The sequence below is a fragment of the Bradyrhizobium sp. 25ACV genome (assembly GCF_054863005.1).
Genome location: NZ_JAVAYO010000006.1, coordinates 200986 through 218903, shown reverse-complemented (window position 1 = coordinate 218903; position 17918 = coordinate 200986). Strand labels below are relative to the sequence as shown.

Genomic DNA, 17918 nt, shown 5'->3' with positions numbered 1-17918 from the left:
CCGAACTCCCGGTTGCGAGCATTGAAGATGAATCCAGCACTGAACCAGCGCACTGGTCTTTGGTCCGCCTTGCCCCGGTGGGTGAACTCCATCGCGTGGTTCTGGGTCTGGTTTTGCGCGATCGGCCTGGTCTTGATGGTTCATCTTGCTTTCCTGATGAACTGGCCGGATCACTTCATCCATGAGGACAGCGCGGCCTATATCATCCAGGCCGAATCCATCCTGAGAGGACAATATCTCGAGGATATGATGAAGCGGCCGTACGGCGTGGCCGCCTTCCTTGTGCTGCTGTCAAAACTGTTCGGCCCGCACATCCTCGTCTTCGTCATCGCGCAGCACCTGATGAGCGTCGGCACTGCGCTTTTCGTTGCAGGGATCGTGCGTTTTGCCGGCGCGCCGCGTTTCTTCGCGCTCGTGGCCTTTTGTCTGGCCGCGTTGCACGGCCGCATCGTCCACTACGATAACACGATCGGTGCGGAGACGATCTCCAACTTCCTGGTCAGTCTTGCGGCTTTCATCGCCGCGGGCGCCGCCTTGAGGAAATGGCCGGCGTTGCCGGCCGCAGCGGCCGTGGGCTTGACGCTCGGCACCGTGATAACATGCCGGTCGGCGGCGATAGGACAGGCCGCGGTCATTCTGTTGTGGCTGGTGGTGGTGCTGGACGCAGGGCTCCTGCGTCGGCTTGGCGTACTTGCACTGGCAGGCTTTTTCGCCTCGGTCGTCTACCTGACGCCGGCAGCGATCAACTTGGCGATCGGCAAACGCCCCGCCGGCAACGAGATCGTGGCCGCGATGGCCTTCGTGGTCGGCTATTCCGGCGATTTCGAGCACGGCGTTCATCTCGACCGGAAGGCGCAGGCGCGGGGATACGTCGAGCAGATGCGGGCTGCGGACACTGCTCAGGGATGGCTCGACACCGGTGTCTATCAGTGGCCGTTCGGCGCGATACACCGGCTGGCGAAGCCCGGCGACAGCGAAGTGGATCTCGAGCGGGTCGTGCGTGACATCTTCGTGGAAACGCTGACGACGCCGTCGACGCTCTATCGACACCTCACGAAGCACTTTCTCCGGGAAATGTACTTCCTGCTGTTCGACGCAAATTCGGTGGCGCGGCGGACTCCCAATCCGCAGGGCTACGAATATTTCATGGACCGCGACAGGTTCCCGTTCTTTGACAGCCCGACCGGGCTCAAACCCGGACAGTTGGTTCACGACTACTACAAACCCTGGTGGCCACTGTCGCGGCTGCTCTCCGCGGATCGGCTTCAGCTCACCCTGAATCGCCTTTTTGCGCGTGGCTACGCGCCGAACTCGGAACTGGTCGCGCTGTGCTGCGGGTTGCAGGTTTCGACCGAATACGACGATTTCCCGGGTCCGATCTGGTGGCTATCCTCGGCGACACTCGGCCTCGCTCTCGTGCTTCTGATTGGCGTCCCTGCGAGCCATGCGGGTTTGGTGCGGTGGCCGACCGGCCGCCTCGTTGCCGGAGGCAGCTTGATGATCCTGCTGGCGTTGGCCAGCGCCGCATTTCCGACCTTCCTCGTTTATGGGCTCAATCGCTACGCGTATTACGTCATTCCCTTCCTCGCCGGCTCGAGTGCGATCCTGGGGAGCGTGCTGTGTGATTGGCTCAGGGCCAGGGCCAAGTCCGACCGGGCCGAGCGCGTCGAGGCATAGACGCGGTCACACCACATCATCCGGCGCCAGCGCGCAACCATTGTCCGGTTGGGTCTCGACCTGAAGCGTGGTGTGGCCGATGCGATGGGTCGTCTTTAGCAGCTGCGCCGTCTCCATCAGGAAGGCATCGCCAGCCCCAGTGGGCATGACGAGGTGGCAGGTCAGCGCCGTCTCGGTGGTCGAGATCGGCCAGACATGGAGATCGTGGATCGCCGTGACGCCGGGACGCGCGAGCAAGAACGACCTGATCGCGGCAAGATCAGTGCCTCTGGGCGCTGCCGCCATCGACATGTCGACGGAGCCGCGCAACAGGCTGGTCGTGCTCCAGAGGATAGTGGCGCAGATGACGAGGCTGGTGAGGGGGTCGAGCCAGAGCCAGCCGGTCCAGATGATCAGCGCCGCCGACACCACGACGCCGAGCGAGACCGCAGCGTCGGCGGCCATGTGCAGATAGGCGCCTTCGATGTTGATGTCGTCCTTGCGGCCGCTCGCAAACAGCATGGCGGTAAAACCGTTGATGAGGATGCCGATGCCGGCGACCACCATCACGGTGACGCCCGCGACCGGCTCCGGCTCGCGCAGCCGCAGGATCGCCTCCCAGCCGATTGCGCCGGTCGCGACCAGCAGGAACACCGCATTGGCCAGCGCCGCCAGAATGGTGGAGGCGCGAAAACCGTAGGTGAAGCGGCCGCTAGGCGCCCGCCGTGCCGCGATCGAGGCGCCCCAGGCCACGACCAGACCGAGCACGTCGGACAGATTATGACCGGCGTCCGCGAGCAGGGCGGTGGAGTTGCCGAGATAGCCGTAGACCGCCTCGGCCACCACCAGCGCGGTGTTGAGCGAAATGCCGATCGCGAACGCCTTGCCGAAATTGACGGGCGCATGGACATGGCCGTGACCGTGGTCGTGACCATGTCCATGGTCGCCATGATCATGGTGGTGATGACCGTGATGGTCGTGGCTGCCCAATCCTAGCGCTCCCCGGAAGCCGCCAAATCAGGCGCCATTGTAGGCGTTTCGTTTGCGACGTCACGGCGGAACAGCACGTAGAGCGCCGGCAGCACCAGCAATGTCAGCACCGTCGAGGAGATGATGCCGCCGATCACCACGGTCGCCAGCGGCCGCTGAACTTCTGCACCGGCACCGGTCGCGAGCGCCATCGGCACGAAGCCGAGCGAGGCGACCAGCGCCGTCATCAGCACCGGGCGCAGCCGCGTCAGCGCGCCCTCGCGCACGGCGTCCGCGATGGGCCGCCCCTCGCTGCGCAGCCGCTCGATGAAGGCGATGATGACGAGGCCGTTGAGCACGGCGACGCCGGAGAGCGCGATGAAGCCCACGCCGGCGCTGATCGACAAGGGAATGCCGCGCAGCAAGAGCGCGGCGACGCCGCCGGTCAGCGCCAGCGGCACGCCGGAAAATACCAGCGCCGCGTCCGCCGCCGATCCCATGCCCATGAACAGCAGCAGGAACACCAGCAGAAGCGCCACCGGCACCACGATCATCAGCCGTTTTGTCGCGGAGACCAACTGCTCGAACTGTCCGCCCCAGCCGATCCAGTAGCCGGGTGGCAGCTTGACCTTCTCCGCTACCGCCGTCTCGGCTTCGGCCACGAAGGAGCCGAGGTCGCGCGCGCGGACGTTGGCGGTGACGACGATGCGCCGCTTGCCGTTCTCGCGGCTGATCTGGTTCGGGCCGGGCGTCGCGTCGACGGTTGCGACCGACGACAGCGGCACATAGCGCATCTGGGTGAGCGGGGAGGCGGACAGCGCGGTGCGAACGGCCGTGCCGGAGCCGGCTTCCTCGCCGGGCGGCAGCGGGATCGGGATCGCCCGGATCGCCTCGAGATTGCCGCGCAAATGCTCCGGCAGGCGAACCACGATGTCGAAGCGGCGATCACCCTCGAACAGCTTGCCGGCCGACTTGCCGCCGACCGCGATCTCGACGATGCCCTGCACCTCACCGACGCTGAGGCCGTAGCGGGCGAGCGCCTGGCGATCGAGGCGGACGGTGAGGATCGGAAGCCCTGCGACCTGCTCGATCTTGACGTCGCTGGCGCCGCGGATGCCGCGGATCGCGGCCTCGACCTGCTTGGCCGCGCCTTGCAGGATGTCGAGGTCATCGCCGAAGATCTTGACTCCGACGTCGCTGCGCACCCCCGAGATCAGCTCGTTGACGCGGAACTGGATCGGCTGGGAGATCTCGTAGGCGCTGCCGGGAATGTCGTCGGCGGCCTTGTCGATCGCTTCGATCACCTCCGATTTCGATTTGCCCGGGTCGGGCCATTCGGAGCGCGGCTTCAGCATGATGTAGCCGTCGGTCTGCGCCGGCGACATCGGATCGGTCGCGATCTCGGCGGTGCCGATGCGGGTGAAGAACTCCTTCACTTCCGGAATCTGCGTGATGCGCTTTTCCAGCGCCTTCTGCAGGTCGAGGGATTGCGTCAGACTGGTGCCGGGAATCCGGATCGAGGCCAGCGCGACGTCGCCTTCGTCCAGGCTCGGAATGAACTCGCCGCCCATCCGCGAAGCGGCGACGCCGCTTGCGACCACGATGAATGCAGCCATGACGGCGACTGCGAGCCGGTTGTCGATGGCAAAGCGGAGCAGGGGGACGTAGGCGCGCTTGGCCATGCGCATGAACAGGTTTTCGTGCTCGGACACCTTGCCGGTGACGAAGATGGCGACGGCCGCCGGCACGAAGGTGATGGAGAACAGCACGGCGGCGCCCAGCGCCATCAGCACGGTCAGCGCCATCGGCGTGAACATCTTGCCCTCGACGCCCGTCAGCGTCAGCACGGGCAGATAGACCACGGCAATGATCAGCGTTCCGAACAGGCTCGGCTTGATCACCTCGCTCGACCCGCGCAGGATCGCGCGCAGCCGCTCAGAGGTCGTGAGCAGGCCGCCTTTCTCGCGCTGGGCCGCGGCCAGCATGCGCAGGCAATTCTCGACGATGATTACGGCACCGTCGACGATGATGCCGAAGTCGATCGCGCCGAGGCTCATCAGGTTAGCGCTGACTTTCGTCTCGACCATGCCGGTGATCGTCATCGCCATGGACAGCGGAATGACGCAGGCCACCACGAGGGCGGCGCGGATGTTGCCGAGGATCAGGAACAGCACGGCCACCACCAGGGCGGCCCCTTCGAGGAGGTTGTTCCTGACCGTGCGGATGGTGGCTTCGACCAGATCGGTGCGGTCGTAGACGGTTCGCGTCACGACGCCGTCGGGCAGCGATTTGGCGATGTCCTCGAGCCGGGCTGCGACGCGGCGGGCCACCGTGCGGCTGTTCTCGCCGATCAGCAGCATGGCGGTGCCGAGCACGGTCTCCTCGCCATCGCGCGTCGCGGCGCCCGTGCGCAGATCGCGGCCTACCGTGACGGTCGCGACGTCCCTGATCCGGACAGGATTGCCGCCGCGCGAGCCGATGACGATGTCCTGGATCTCGCTGATATTGCCGACCTGGCCCGGCGAGCGAACCAGATATTGCTCGCCGTTGCGCTCGATATAGCCGGCGCCGACATTGGCGTTGTTGGCGGCGAGCGCCGTCATGACGTCGCGAAAGCCGAGCCGGTAGGCCATCAGTTTGCCCGGGTCCGGCAGCACGTGGAATTGCCGCTCGAAGCCGCCGATGGTGTTGACCTCGATCACCCCTGGCACGTTGCGAAGCTGCGGCTTGATGATCCAGTCCTGCACCGTGCGCAAATCGGTCAGCGAATAGTCGTGACCGCCCTGCGTCTTCGCGCCCGTCTTGGCTTCGACGGTGTACATGAAGATCTCGCCGAGCCCGGTCGAGACCGGACCCATCGCGACCTCGACGCCAGCCGGAAGCTGGTCCTTCACCTGCTGGATGCGTTCGCCGACGAGCTGGCGGGCGAAGAAGATGTCGGTGCCGTCCTTGAAGACAACCGTCACCTGGCTGAGGCCGTAGCGCGACAGCGAGCGGGTATAGTCGAGCTTGGGCAGTCCGCCCATCGCGGTCTCGACGGGGAAGGTGATGCGCTGCTCGGTCTCGAGCGGCGAATAACCGGGGGCGCGGGTGTTGATCTGGACCTGGATATTGGTGATGTCAGGCACCGCGTCGATCGGAAGGCGCTGGAAATTCCAGGCCCCGAAAGCGATGGCGCCGAGCGCGAGCAGGAGGATCAGCCAGCGCTGATGCAGCGAAGCGGCGATCAGGCGCTCAATCATGTTCGGCCTCGCCCTTGCCCATCTCCGCCTTCACGACGAAGCTGTTCTCGGCAACGTAGTGCTCGCCGGCCGACAGGCCGGCCTTGATCTCGACATGGCGCGGATCGGAATCACCAAGCTCGACCGGGCGTGCCTCGATCTTGTCGCCGTCCTCGCGCACGAACACGATGGTCCGGTTCTCCAGCGTCTGGATCGCGCTGCGGCGTACGGCGACCGCGACGTTGCGTGCGGCGAGGATCAGCCGTGCCGTGACGAACAGGCCGGGGCGCAGGCGGCCGTCCGGATTTTGCAGCACCACGCGTGCCAATGCGGTCTGGGTCTCGCTCGAGCCGATCGGCGCCATGTAGGAGATCGTGCCCTTGATCTCGCCGCGGCCATCGTCGGGATCGATCAGCACCTCGTCGTTGAGGTGGACACGGCGGAGGTCCTGCCGGTAGATCGACAGGTCGACCCAGATGGTCGAGAGGTCGGCGACGACGAAGGCCGGCTTCTGTTCGGAGGCGTATTCGCCGAGCGAGATCTGTCGCTCGATGATGGTTCCGGCTATGGGCGCTTTCAGCTCGTAGACGGTGAGGCTCTGGTTGCTCTCGATCGCGGCGAGCAGATCGTCCTTGCCGACCTTGTCGCCGATGCGCTTCTGGATCAATTTGGCGAGGCCCGGAAAGCGCGGCGTCACCTGCACCACGGCTTCCTGATTGGCACGCAGGATGCCATTGAAGGCGAGCGTGTCGGTCAGGGTCGCGCTCGCGGCCTCGGCGAGCGTGACGCCCGCGGCTGCCAGCTTGACGTCGGAGATGCGGATGCGGTCGGCACCGTGCTCGTCCTGCTCGACATGGTCGTTCGGCTTCTTTTCGGAATGCTCGGTGTGCTCGGTATGTGCGGGCGTGGTCGGCGCGAGCAGGGAATAGCCGTAAGCCCCGAGCGCGGCGGCAACGATGGCGACGAGAATGGTGGAGGACGTCTTCATCGTGCGCTCTCCCGCGCCAGCGTGAAGGGATTGCCGACGAGGCCTTCGATGGTCGCAACGCCTGCGTGGAAATTCTGAAGCGCCTCCTGCTCGCGCAGGCGCGCCTGGGTGACGCTCGCCTGGGCGTCGAGCACCTCGAGCAGGGTGAAGCGGCCCTGGCCGTAGCCTTGCGAGATCGCCTCGGACGCCTCGACGGCCTTGGGAATGGCGGTCTCGCGCAGCACGGCGAGCTCGCGCAGCGAGCCTTGCAACGAGTCATAAGCGCGGCCGGCAATCACGATCAAGGCGTTGCGGTTGGCCTCGCGCTCGGCCTTGGTCTTGGCGAGGCTTTCCTGCGCCGAGAGGATATTGCCCTGGTTCTGGTCGAACACGGGGATCGGCACCGAGAGGGAGAGCCGCACCGCATCGTCATTGGTCTCGTTGAAGTGGCGCCAGCCGGCCGCGATCCGCACGTCCGGATAGGGCTTGAGCCGGGCCAGCAGCAGCTCGGCATTGCGCTGGGCAAAGACGGCGGTCCAGCGCACCAGCTGCGGATTGGCGTCGATGGCGGCGACCACCGACTGGAAGGTCGGCGGCTTGCCCATGGTGTCGAGCCGGCCGGAGACCTCGCCGAATTTCGCTGCGGGATCGCCCATCAGCACCGCAAGCTCGCGCCGGGCGCTGGCCAGCGTTGCCTTGAAGCGCTCGCGATCGGCCTTCACCAGGGCGGAGGCGACTTCGGCGCGGCCGGTCTCGGCCGGCGAGGAGGCGCCGGCTTCGACGCGGCGGCGCAAGAGCGGCGTCAAGCGGTCGATCGCGGCAATCTGCTCGTCGAGGATCTGGATGCGCCGCTGCGCGCCGAGCACGCTGAGGAAGGCGATCGCGGTCTCCGACAGCACTTCCAGCCTGACAGCCTTGCGCTGGATCGCGGCGACCTCGATCCCGGCCGCGCCAGCGGCGATCCGCGCGTCGCGCTTGCCGAACAGCTCGAAGGCCTGGCTGATCTGGAGCGTGGTCTCGGCCGATCGCGTCCCGCGGTAGTTGCCGGAGCCGAATGAATCGTCCTGCTCGTAGGACAGTTCCGGATTAAGCAGGGCGCCCGCCTGGATGCGCTGGCCCGTGGCGATGCCGACGTCGCGCTCCGCCGCCGTCAGCCGCGGGCTCGCGGCCAGCGCGCGCGACAGCGCGCTCCGCATCGTCACAGTCTGGGCGTGCGACGGCGCAATCGCCGATCCTGCAATCAGACACGCCACCGCGCACGCCATGCGCGCGGCCATTCTCCTGCGAAACATAAAACCGACCTGTGAAGGATGAACCTAATGGGCGCGGACGCCCGACCAATCCGTTCAGGCAATATGTTTGGGAGGCGGGGAATCGGTGTCGGGGGTAATTCCGGCGAGCCGGGGCGCATGCTGCGGGCTCGATGCGGATGCAAGCGCGACCGACACGGCTGCCGGCGCCGGCTGTGTCACCGTCAGCGAGAAGCAGCCATGGCAATGATGTCCGCCGATGGCCTTGTGGTCACTATGGCCCGTGGGGCCATCAAGCACCGCGGCGATCTCCGAGCCACCGCCGGGCGTGGTGACGTCGATGTCGTGCGAGCCATGCAGCGCGCTCGCGAGCAGGTAGACGACCGCGATCAGCACAGACAGCAGCCCGCGCCAGTTGCGCCGGCGGCAAGTTCCTGAGGGCTGGCGGTTCGTGGGCACGACGTCACTCTGGTTGCGGTCCATGCCCGGCCTAGCATGGGGGCAGGAACAGTGTCGACCCGCAACATTGTTACGTCCCTTGAAGAATTGCCGCAGTCCTGGCCGCAAACGCCAACGCGTCTCATTGACGCGTGATCAGGCCGAGTTGAGGGTCGGCTGCCACTTCGCATGCCACCTCTGGAACATCGCCGGTGTCGCCGGCTTCGGCCGAGACGATTGCGCAACGGCCGGCTTCCATCGCCCGCTCCAGCCATTTGATGGCTTCATCGATCCATCTGTCGTGCTGCTCGGGATCGGCGATCGCCTTTTCCCGAAATGCATCTGCCTGATGAAGGCACGCCGTTCTGCGGTCCACGCGGCTCTCCCCGATCCGGAGGTTCCGCCCCGGTGGCATCCTTTATGATCGGAGAGCCGGCGTCGTTAACATAGGACAGGAAGCGCAAAAGGAAGGGCCCCAGCCCGGGGCTGACCGGCTGAGGCCTTCGTGCTCACAATCTTCATCCTTGGGACTTGAACAGACAATGCACATCGGGCCGGTTCGTTCCGCACCTCGATGCCGAATTAGGAACGTTCCTCATTCCTCCCGATTAGCGATCAGGAATGTTGAGGAGGATGGGACTATGGACGGACTGATTTATCTGATCGGCCTGATCGTCGTGATCATGGCGATCCTGTCGTTCTTCGGCCTGCGCTGAGAGAACGGCAATGGAAACGCTCGTACGGGAAGACATGATGGAGGGCGGCGGGGCGGCGTCCGACAACCGCCGGACCATCCAGTGGAGCTCGGTGTTCGCAGGCGCTCTCGCCGCCGGTGCAATGTCGTTCATCCTGATCGGCTTTGGCGTCGCGGTCGGCCTGGGTGTCAGTTCAGCCTCGCCGACATGGCGCGATGCCTCGGCGGCGCTGGCGCTGCTGTCCGGGCTGTACCTGATCATCCAGGCGATCATCAGCTTCGGGTTCGGCGGCTACATCGCCGGCCGGACGACGCGACCGGCGCCCGCGCTGACGACGATCGAAGACGATGGCGAACGACGGGACGGCCTGCATGGGCTGACCTCCTGGGCCCTGGCCGTGCTGGCTGGCGCGGCTCTGCTCGCGCTGCTCGGCGCTGCCGCGATCGACCGTTCGCCGATGCGCAGCTCGGCAAGCAATACGTCCGCGGCCGAGCCGCTGCTCAGCTATGAGCTCGACAAGCTGTTCCGTGCGCCGCGTCGCGCCCCAAACATCGATCTGAGGGAGGCACGCGCTGAGGCGGGACGGATTCTGATGACGTCGTCCAGCCATAGCGGAATCAGCACCGATGACCGCGCCTATCTGGTGCAGCAGGTTGCTGGTCTGACGGGGCTACAGGCCCCCGACGCCGAACGGCGGGTAGATGCGCTGATCGCGGACTCCAAGACCGCCATCAACCGCGCGCGGCGCAACTCGATCATCGTGGCGTTCTCGGTCGCGGCCGCGACCCTGATCGGCGCCGCGGTGGCGTGGGCTGCGGCTGTGGCCGGTGGGCGGCATCGCGATGGCGAACCATTGCCGAACTGGATGGCGAGCTCAAACCGCTTCCATCGCAATCCGCGCGCAATGCCGGTGCCGTAAGCTCTGAAACAAATGGCCGGGCGTAAGCCCGGCCATAACGGACGGAAGCCTCAGGCTTTCTCTTCCCAGATCATCGCGAGATGCACGATGGTCTGCACGGCCTTTTCCATGTCCTGCCGGCTGACCCATTCGAGCCGCGAGTGAAATGCGTGCTCGCCAGCAAAGATGTTGGGGCAGGGCAGGCCCATGAAGGACAGGCGCGAGCCATCGGTGCCGCCGCGGATCGCGGTGCGCATCGGCCGCAGGCCGGCGCGGCGGATCGCCTCGATGGCGTATTCGAGCACGTGCGGGTGACGGTCGATCACCTGCTTCATGTTGCGGTACTGCTCCCGCACCTCGAACGTGTAGGTCGAGCGCGGATAGTCCTTCATCACGTCCTTGACGATGCTCTCGAGCAGGACCTCCTTCTCCTTCAGCCCTTCCTCGGTGAAGTCGCGGACGATGAAAGAGAGCCTCGCCTGTTCCAGCGCGCCCTCGATGCCGATCGGATGCAGAAAGCCCTGCTTGCCCGAGGTCGTCTCCGGCGAGCAGCCTTCCTTCGGCAGCCGCTCGACGATGGCGGCCGCGATCTTGATCGCGTGCTCCATCTTGCCCTTGGCGTAGCCGGGATGGGCGCTGACGCCGTTGATGGTGATGGTGGCGCCGTCGGCCGAGAAGGTCTCGTCCTCGACGCAACCGGCGCTTTCGCCGTCCATGGTGTAGCCGAAATCGGCACCCAGCTTCTTGATGTCGACATTGTCGACGCCGCGGCCGATCTCCTCGTCCGGCGTGAACAGGATCTTGATGGTGCCGTGCTTCACATCGGGATTGTTGATGAAGAAGTGCGCGGCATCCATGATCTCGGCAACGCCCGCCTTGTTGTCGGCGCCCAGCAGCGTCGTGCCGTCGGTGGTGATGATGTCGTTGCCGATCTGGTTCTTCAGCGCGGGATGCTCATTGAAGCGGATCACCTGGCTGGTGTCGCCCGGCAGGGTGATGTCGCCGCCGCGATAGTTCTTCAGAACTTGCGGCTTCACGTCCTTGCCGGTGACGTCGGGCGAAGTGTCCATGTGCGAGCAGAAGCAGATCACCGGCACCTTCTTCGTCGTGTTGGCCGGGATCGTTCCGTAGACGTAACCGTAATCGTCGAGATGCGCGTCCTCAACGCCCATGGCCTTCAGCTCCGCGGCGAGCACGCGGCCGAGATCCTTCTGCTTCTCGGTCGAGGGCGAGTGAGGGGATTCCGGATCGGACTGGGTGTCGATAGTGACGTAGCGCAGGAAGCGCTCGGTCACGGTATGCGAAAAGGTGAGGGAGGACATTTCTGGTCAAACCGCCGGGGTCAGGGGAGCAGCCGGTATACCAGAAAAGCGGGCCGCGTTGCGGCAGGAAGGGGGTAGGATCAGGCTTAACGAAGAGTAGCCTCAGATCGCCTCTTTCAGTTCCTTGACCGGGCGGAAGGTGACCTTCTTGCTGGCCTTGATGTGGATCGGCTCGCCGGTGGCGGGATTGCGGCCGGTTCGGGCGGCGCGCTTGCGGACCTGGAGAATGCCGAGTCCGACGATGCGGACCCGGTCGCCCTTCCTAAGGTGCTTGGCGATCAAATCGACCATGTCGGTCAGGACCGCCTCGGCGTGCTTTTTCGACAGGTCCTGGCTCTCGGCGATATCGGCAGCGAGGTGCTTGAGCGTGATGGTAGCGGGAGCAGCTGCCTTCTTCGCCGAATCCTTCTTGGCCGTATCCTTTTTAGCCATGACTGGCCTCCTCGGTTGTCCAATGACAGGGTATCCCTGGAAAAGCCGAGAATGCGTGGGGATCCCTCTAAGTCCTTTGAGACGTAGACGATTCGGGCGCGGGCTGACTATGCCGAGAGTTCCCGCCAGCGGCAGGCAATCGCCGGCGCAGATGCGGCCGAAGTCGAGGAGTTCAAGCTAAGACTATGAAGGGGTTGCCAAAATGGCGCGAGAGACGGGGCTCGAACCCGCGACCTCCGGCGTGACAGGCCGGCCTAATGGTCCTCAATCTCAATGCGAGTTTCAACTTTCCTGGAACCAGAACGAGCGCTGAAAAGGGCGAAGTTGAAACCGCCCTTGCATGAGTGTTGTAGGCCCAAGGCCCACCGAAAAAGCCCCAGCCGCTGTCTGGACGGCTGGTGCGTCAACCAAGAGAGTTCACCTGTTCTTCGGCAGGTGTGCAGGTCAAGCACCTTGAGGAGGCTCGCGTTCCTAACCGGAGGTGCTGTCCGTATTTGACCGTCAAGTGTCCGAGTTGATTTTAGAGCTGTCCTAGCTTCGTCTTTGGAACAAGTGCGCACTTTGGCGCATATCTCGCCCGACTCCGGAGGAGGAGGAGATGGTGACCGACGAGAAGGAAGCCGATCTTCCCAAGCAACAGGCACAGGACCATGGCCCCCGATGCCCAACCTGCGCAGCCTTCCCCCGCTTGATGCAATCCCTCCTGGATCCGATTAAGGGGCGCACGGTCCGGCTATTTCAGTGCAATTGCGGCGAGCGCATATGGGACGACTGATGGCCCGGGACCTTCTGTACTTCCGCCTCTCGCTGATTTGGCTGGCCATCGCGGCGGGCTTCTTCGTCTACGCTATGACAAGGTAAGGCCCCTTCAGTTGGCGGCCCGTAGTTCTCCGACCGGAGAACAAAGGCCCGGGGCCCGTAGTTCTCCGGATAAGAACACCCGTGGAAATTAATAGGTCAGCATTTGTTCCCCAGGCGTGTATTTATAAACGGAACACGTAGAAGTAAGGCTGCCTGAGTTGGGCGGCCTCAAGCCCGCGGACAGCCCAGGAACGACCGGCAAGCGACTGGATTGATGCTGTGCTCCGACTCCATGCCCCCCGTGGGCCGGAGTAGTCCAACGGTCCCAGTCGCTGCCAAGACGGCTGGGGCCGTTTTTTTCGGGAGGTTTCGTTATTTGGGACCGAAAAGGCTGAGCAGCCCGATCGCGACGGGTATCAGGGCGACGCAGGCCCACAAAGCCGGCGCGCCAGAGTTTAGGCCGGCAATGAAGATCCCGATGCCAAAGCCGACGATAAAGGCCGAGATCGCATAGGCAGCTACTGTGTCCATCGGTCGACCCACAAGCAGCTGGATCGATATCTCAAGGACGCGCCACGGCACCAAACGTTCCAGCGCGCCGAAGCGCCCGCAGGAGGGGATAATTAGGCGAACTTGGCCGCAATCAATCTAGGACAATTCGAGGATCGCATTAGCTCCCCGATGAAATGTCTTGTCGACAGAATACATCGCGGTCCCACCGCGCAAGGTCGCTCGCTCGACAGGGCTGCAACCGCCGAAATAATCCTAGGAGCAACGGTCTAATAGGAACCTCGCCGACCGCGGGGTGGTTCGATGCTTGCCACCATAGCGTAGTGTAGAGTGGCGCTGGTCGGTTAGCCCGCCGCGCAAGCTATGGCCCGTTGGCAGCGTGACGTTCTCACAACCGCGCCCCACGACCGCCTTTACATCCCGTCGCTGGTCGGGCTCGCCGCCGTCGCGGGCTATTTCTGCATTTGCTGATTCAGTGATCCGCCTCAGTGGGGAGGCCTTCGGCGACGCCTAGTGGCGCCAGACATCTTTGTCGAATTCGACCCGGAAAAACGTCCTCCAGGCGCGGTGCGCTACCTTCAGTCGGCACATTGCAGCGAGGGCAGGGCGCGCGGGCTCCGTCTCAACGGCAAGCGCCTCTCCATCCCGGGGCAGGTCCGGATGGTTTTCGCAGACCCAACCGACGTCTTTGCAAAACCGCATTGGCAACCAAAAAGCGATGGCGCGGGCCCGGCGGGGATGAGCGGGGCGCGCTTCGCGGGATCGGCTGGAGCCAGTTGACACCAACCGGTCCCCGAGCTCGCGGTTAGCGCTCCTGCGGCCGAGGGGCACCGCGCTCTACCTGTTTAAGTTGCAAGGGGCTTGGAGTAGGCGATTAATGAAAAATCATTCATCCACTTCAGCACTCATCGTTTTGGTGCTGATCTTCACCAGCAATTGCGCAGCCGCATTCAACTATAAGTACGTTGGCGACCGTAGTGCCGGGTACGACAAGAGGATCAACGGCGGCAAAGGCTGCTTCATGGGTGATTGCAGCAAAGGGCAAGAGGGGCTCAATGCTCAGCGACCCGCTATTAGCTGCTCTTCTCGTGCCGATTCTTGCCGCAGAGAGAACAGCCTCAATCCAAACATGGCTTCACGATGCGAGCCCGCCCGTCTAGCTTGCCTCAAAACCGGTACTTTCGTCACACTGTCCGGTGAAAAAAGAACCGTTGATCTAAAGGAATGAGCGAGGCAGCTTAAGGTGAGTCTCGGTATTCACTCCTGACCGGAGGTGCACATTCCAGAAGTATGAGCGACGTGAACGTTAGCTCTCGGCCCTTAGTCGAACCATGGTAATCCCAGCGTGATGTCCGTTATCGTTGGTAGAGCGGACGCGGAGCCGCGCTCGCCCGACGACCGCTTCTGACCCAAATGTATGGACCGGCTGCGTTTCGCAATAGAGATCGTGCGTGGGTCGCTGAGCACATAGACCAGATGGTGCTGTTCTCCGGTGACGGTGACTTCCGCTCTCTGGTCGAGGCCGTGCAGCGCCGCGGCGTGCGGGTCACGGTGATCTCCACGATCGCCAGCCATCCGCCTATGATCGCGGACGAGCTAAGACGCCAAGCAGACGTGTTCACCGAACTCACCGAGCTTCAGGCTAAGATCGGTCGCAATCCTTCCGAGCGGCCGCCGCCGCGTCCGCGCGAGGTGCGCTATCGCCCGGAGCAGGTTCCTGACCGGGAGACGAACGCGGCCCTCAAGGGAAATGATAGCGTGTTCGAGAAGTGAGCCGCGTAGCCAGTGCGTCGTGCAATCCAGATCGCTAGTATGGTTCGGCGCCCGACGCGCGTTGTCCAAGGGATGAGCTCGACGAAAAGGCCGGCATTTGCGCCGGACTGATCGCCAATATGGTTCGGTGCTCAGCAACGGACGAACTAGAGAGCAATCCGACCCTCTGGTCGGTTCGGATTCTGACATTGCAACGCTTGCTGGCGAGATTCGCATAGCATTCTGCCGTTAGGCCCTCGCGGGCCGTGATGGACGCGCTTTGACGCGCCAACATTATGAAAAAGAACAAGCCGGATCGCCATCAGTCGGCCACATCTAACATCAATAAAGGGCTTGCCACTTTTTCCCGGTCTGCTGTAGAATCTTCGCGCAGTATTTTGAAGGAATGGGTTCCGCACAGCTCCAGATTTCGAACATTCATAAAACTCTTTGGGGGACATTGCGATGGCTAAGCCTTCCGTTTCCCGTGACGCCTTTCGTTCGCGTTCTATGCGGCCAAAGCCCACCATGATCATAACGGCGTCGCCGAAGGCCGGCTCCTCAAACTGTTTGGATCGAGTGACCACATCCCCGATCGTCTGTTAGAGTTGTGGTCATCACGGACCGAGCTGATTGGCCCTGAGGCTGTTGGCAAAATAATGTCACCGCTCGCTCATCAGATCTTGGACGGCGACGCACAATATAACCACGCCAGCGACTTCTTGCATCGACTGTTGCGAGAGTTGGACCGAGACGTCCACTAACCGCCATCGCGAGAATGTCCGCTCTGGGGTCGCCGTTTGCTGTACCTAGGCAAACTTGGCGCGAGACTCGCCTTGGCGGCAAGGTATCCTGCCAAGCGCAATGCGCTTCAGGAGCGCAATCTCACCGCATGCCGAACCGGGCGGCTCGTGCTTAGGATGGAAAGCATCCCTAGCATCATCAGCAATACGCCGAGCCAAGTTGCCGTCCGGCTCGTCGCCTCGCCATCGGCTTTAGCGAGGCGTACGCCGGCCGGAACGCTCTGAAGTTCGGACGAAGTTGCCACATCGTTGGCCGGCGCGGCCGCTAGAAGTTGCTCAACGTCGACTTGATTTTGGTTCTGTCCGAAGGGCATGGTCTGGCGACTGTGCTGGGCAGTGAGAGCGGCCGATGCCAGAGCAGTGCTTGTACCGAGATCAGGGTCAGCATCAGCCACCTTGAACTCTGCGCGAGGCGGCTGAGAAGGCAAGGCGGGTGCGGAGCGCAGCAACTCCGCGCGCGCATCGAGGACCCCGCTCTGCCTGGGCCGCGCGGTCTCGCTTTCGTCTAAACTGGCCGTGGCAGGTTTGGGGGCGCGACGAGCGATCTTCTTCACTTTCGCGGTGGCCTCGGTCAGGAACCAGCATTTGCGATGCCCGTCCAGTCGATAGACCCAATGTTGGCCGTCGGGAGCCGAGTTGCCCGGGCGTCCCACGCATTCTGCTTGCGGTGGAGAAGTCACCGGAGGTGGGGCTGCAGCAGTGTTGAGATCCGCAAGAGGATTGGAGGACGCAGGCGCCGTGAGAGTTTCAAGAAGAACGAAACTGACGAAGCACAATCGCAAAGAACCGGACATCGAAAACTCCCGGTGTTGCGCCCACCCGGGATGACCCTTTGCACCGACCTAGGCAGCTATACGGCCGAAATCTGGCCGTGCGATGGATTCATTGTGCTCGTGCCATGGGATACGGGTGCGAATGCAAGGCCGGGCCGCCGTCAGATGGTCCAGTTTCCGGGGCCGATCAACTTCAATCGGTATAAGCGCGTGGTCGGTCGGTTTCGGCAGTCTCGTTTGACGCCAAGCAACGTCGCGCCCGCTCGATCTGTGCGTCGGTAGCGCCATGATTTCGAGCGTACATCTCGGCGACGGCTGCCGAGTATTTTGCGACGTAGTATCTGACTCACTGCAAGATATGCGCGTTGTGGGCCTGTGGTGACGGGAAGCGAAGGCATCGGACCCCAGCGGCAACAGCAGCAACGCAACAGTGGCCCCCGCGCGTACAATCATTCCCCGCCCCCTAGGTTTTGTCTGCTTCGTGCAGAAAGGAGGACTGAGTCGCTCACACGACGCAAATTAACAATCGCGCACTGGTCAAGGTGCCGGGAAACTGTTGCTCCAAGCCATTACACCGTCCCGTGCGCATGATGCAGAGCAATAGAAGGTATCTCACTGGCGATTGGGTCAGTTAGGAACGAGCGATCGCATTCCACATTGCTTGTGATGTGCAATCGGGAGTCTGAGCATGGCAGTGCAAATCGTGATGGATCATAGCGGCGACAGCCGGCACTTCTTCGACAACTCCAATGCAGAAGCGTTGGTAGAGGCGGAGAAGCTTTTTGTGCAATTTACCAACAAAGGCTATACCGCGGCGGTGCGGAAGGGGCCTGGTGAGGTAACCAGGATCACCGCGTTCGATCCGGCCGCCGAAGAGACATTGTTTTTCCCGCGGCTCGTGGGCGGGTGAGGACCAGTGAAGAGAGGGTTTGGTCGCATCGGCCCGTGGACTTTTCGGAGCATGGCTGTTGGTACGCTTTATCAAGCAGCAAAGGAGGAGAAAACGGTTCAGGCTCGCGCGCTGCGACTGCTGCGTTCTTGGCTTTCGCCCCAGCAAAGGCTCGAGTTCGAGAGGAAGGGGTACTTCGACGTCGTGGGCTGCGATACCGGAAAGCGGTACCGCATCCGGCGGGGCACGTCCGGCAACGTCAACGAGATCGACGAATATGGGCGGCTCGGCACAGGCTGGTGCTTCGTCCCGTTGGGTGGCTTGGTCGAGGGCGATGTCATGTTAGCTCAGAAAGTAGCTCTTGAGACGGATGAGGAACGCGCCTTGAGCATCGCCAATCGCTTCCCCGGGCCGATCAGATGGCGCCGACCCGGTACTCGCCCCTCAGAGGGGAGAGTTGCGCTCGGACGCCCTGAATAGTTGAGGGCGCCCGACCGTGCAGTAGGACGGCTGTCTCCAAGGGCGACCCTTGCAGGAGACAA

At 63.3% G+C, this 17918-nt stretch carries 15 protein-coding genes and 1 pseudogene; 6 read left to right on the top strand and 10 right to left on the bottom strand.

Features of this window, described 5'->3' with window-relative positions:
* The first annotated feature begins 27 nt into the window (after positions 1-27).
* Positions 28-1677, top strand: a complete 1650-nt coding sequence (locus RAD04_RS16235; RefSeq protein WP_461624572.1) for a hypothetical protein — start codon at positions 28-30, stop codon at positions 1675-1677.
* A 6-nt stretch (positions 1678-1683) separates the two neighbouring features.
* Here RAD04_RS16235 and RAD04_RS16230 read toward each other — a convergent pair whose 3' ends face one another.
* The 6 genes from RAD04_RS16230 to RAD04_RS16205 form a co-directional block, all read right to left on the bottom strand.
* Entirely contained in the window at positions 1684-2646 is a 963-nt protein-coding gene (locus RAD04_RS16230) for a cation diffusion facilitator family transporter (protein WP_461624571.1), read from the bottom strand.
* Between the two features lie 2 nt (positions 2647-2648).
* On the bottom strand, positions 2649-5867 hold the full coding sequence (locus RAD04_RS16225; protein WP_461624570.1) for an efflux RND transporter permease subunit: 3219 nt from the start codon (positions 5865-5867) through the stop codon (positions 2649-2651).
* Positions 5860-6834: a divalent metal ion exporter adaptor subunit IhpB gene (gene ihpB, locus RAD04_RS16220; protein WP_461624569.1), complete on the bottom strand. Its 975-nt coding sequence runs from the start codon at positions 6832-6834 to the stop codon at positions 5860-5862. The genes RAD04_RS16225 and ihpB overlap by 8 nt, the downstream gene beginning before the upstream one ends.
* Complete coding sequence (gene ihpA / locus RAD04_RS16215; RefSeq protein WP_461624568.1) at positions 6831-8105, bottom strand: divalent metal ion exporter subunit IhpA; 1275 nt, start codon at positions 8103-8105, stop codon at positions 6831-6833. Before ihpA ends, ihpB begins: the two co-directional genes overlap by 4 nt.
* 54 nt (positions 8106-8159) lie before the next feature.
* Positions 8160-8522 carry a hypothetical protein gene (locus tag RAD04_RS16210; protein WP_461624567.1) on the bottom strand — a complete coding sequence of 121 codons (363 nt, stop codon included), beginning with the start codon at positions 8520-8522 and terminating at the stop codon, positions 8160-8162.
* A 121-nt stretch (positions 8523-8643) separates the two neighbouring features.
* Positions 8644-8877 carry a hypothetical protein gene (locus tag RAD04_RS16205; RefSeq protein ID WP_461624566.1) on the bottom strand — a complete coding sequence of 78 codons (234 nt, stop codon included), beginning with the start codon at positions 8875-8877 and terminating at the stop codon, positions 8644-8646.
* Positions 8878-9227: 350 nt separating this feature from the next.
* Between RAD04_RS16205 and RAD04_RS16200 the strand changes: the two genes are divergently transcribed.
* Positions 9228-10115 (top strand): hypothetical protein, encoded by an 888-nt coding sequence (locus RAD04_RS16200; protein WP_461624565.1) that lies wholly within the window; start codon positions 9228-9230, stop codon positions 10113-10115.
* A 50-nt stretch (positions 10116-10165) separates the two neighbouring features.
* Here RAD04_RS16200 and pepT read toward each other — a convergent pair whose 3' ends face one another.
* The 3 genes from pepT to RAD04_RS16185 all read right to left on the bottom strand — a co-directional run bounded on the left by pepT (position 10166) and on the right by RAD04_RS16185 (position 13231).
* Positions 10166-11416: a peptidase T gene (gene pepT, locus RAD04_RS16195; RefSeq protein WP_461624564.1), complete on the bottom strand. Its 1251-nt coding sequence runs from the start codon at positions 11414-11416 to the stop codon at positions 10166-10168.
* 102 nt (positions 11417-11518) lie between these two features.
* A complete protein-coding gene (locus RAD04_RS16190; RefSeq protein ID WP_091965285.1) occupies positions 11519-11848 on the bottom strand; it encodes an HU family DNA-binding protein in 330 nt (109 codons plus the stop codon).
* Positions 11849-13021: 1173 nt separating this feature from the next.
* On the bottom strand, positions 13022-13231 hold the full coding sequence (locus RAD04_RS16185; RefSeq protein WP_461624563.1) for a hypothetical protein: 210 nt from the start codon (positions 13229-13231) through the stop codon (positions 13022-13024).
* 805 nt (positions 13232-14036) lie between these two features.
* Here RAD04_RS16185 and RAD04_RS16180 point away from each other — a divergent pair.
* Both RAD04_RS16180 and RAD04_RS16175 read left to right on the top strand, forming a co-directional pair.
* Positions 14037-14387 (top strand): hypothetical protein, encoded by a 351-nt coding sequence (locus RAD04_RS16180; RefSeq protein ID WP_461624562.1) that lies wholly within the window; start codon positions 14037-14039, stop codon positions 14385-14387.
* Between the two features lie 215 nt (positions 14388-14602).
* A pseudogene (locus RAD04_RS16175) lies at positions 14603-14932 on the top strand (NYN domain-containing protein); the annotation flags it as partial.
* 850 nt (positions 14933-15782) lie between these two features.
* Here the strand turns inward: RAD04_RS16175 and RAD04_RS16170 are convergent.
* Complete coding sequence (locus RAD04_RS16170) at positions 15783-16508, bottom strand: hypothetical protein (RefSeq protein ID WP_461624561.1); 726 nt, start codon at positions 16506-16508, stop codon at positions 15783-15785.
* Positions 16509-17175: 667 nt separating this feature from the next.
* On the opposite strand from RAD04_RS16170, the gene RAD04_RS16165 reads away from it, so the two are divergent.
* Together RAD04_RS16165 and RAD04_RS16160 are read left to right on the top strand one after the other, a co-directional pair.
* A complete protein-coding gene (locus RAD04_RS16165; RefSeq protein ID WP_091966184.1) occupies positions 17176-17397 on the top strand; it encodes a hypothetical protein in 222 nt (73 codons plus the stop codon).
* 51 nt (positions 17398-17448) lie between these two features.
* Positions 17449-17856, top strand: coding sequence for a hypothetical protein (locus RAD04_RS16160; RefSeq protein WP_461624560.1), 408 nt, complete (start codon positions 17449-17451; stop codon positions 17854-17856).
* Positions 17857-17918: the final 62 nt, after the last annotated feature.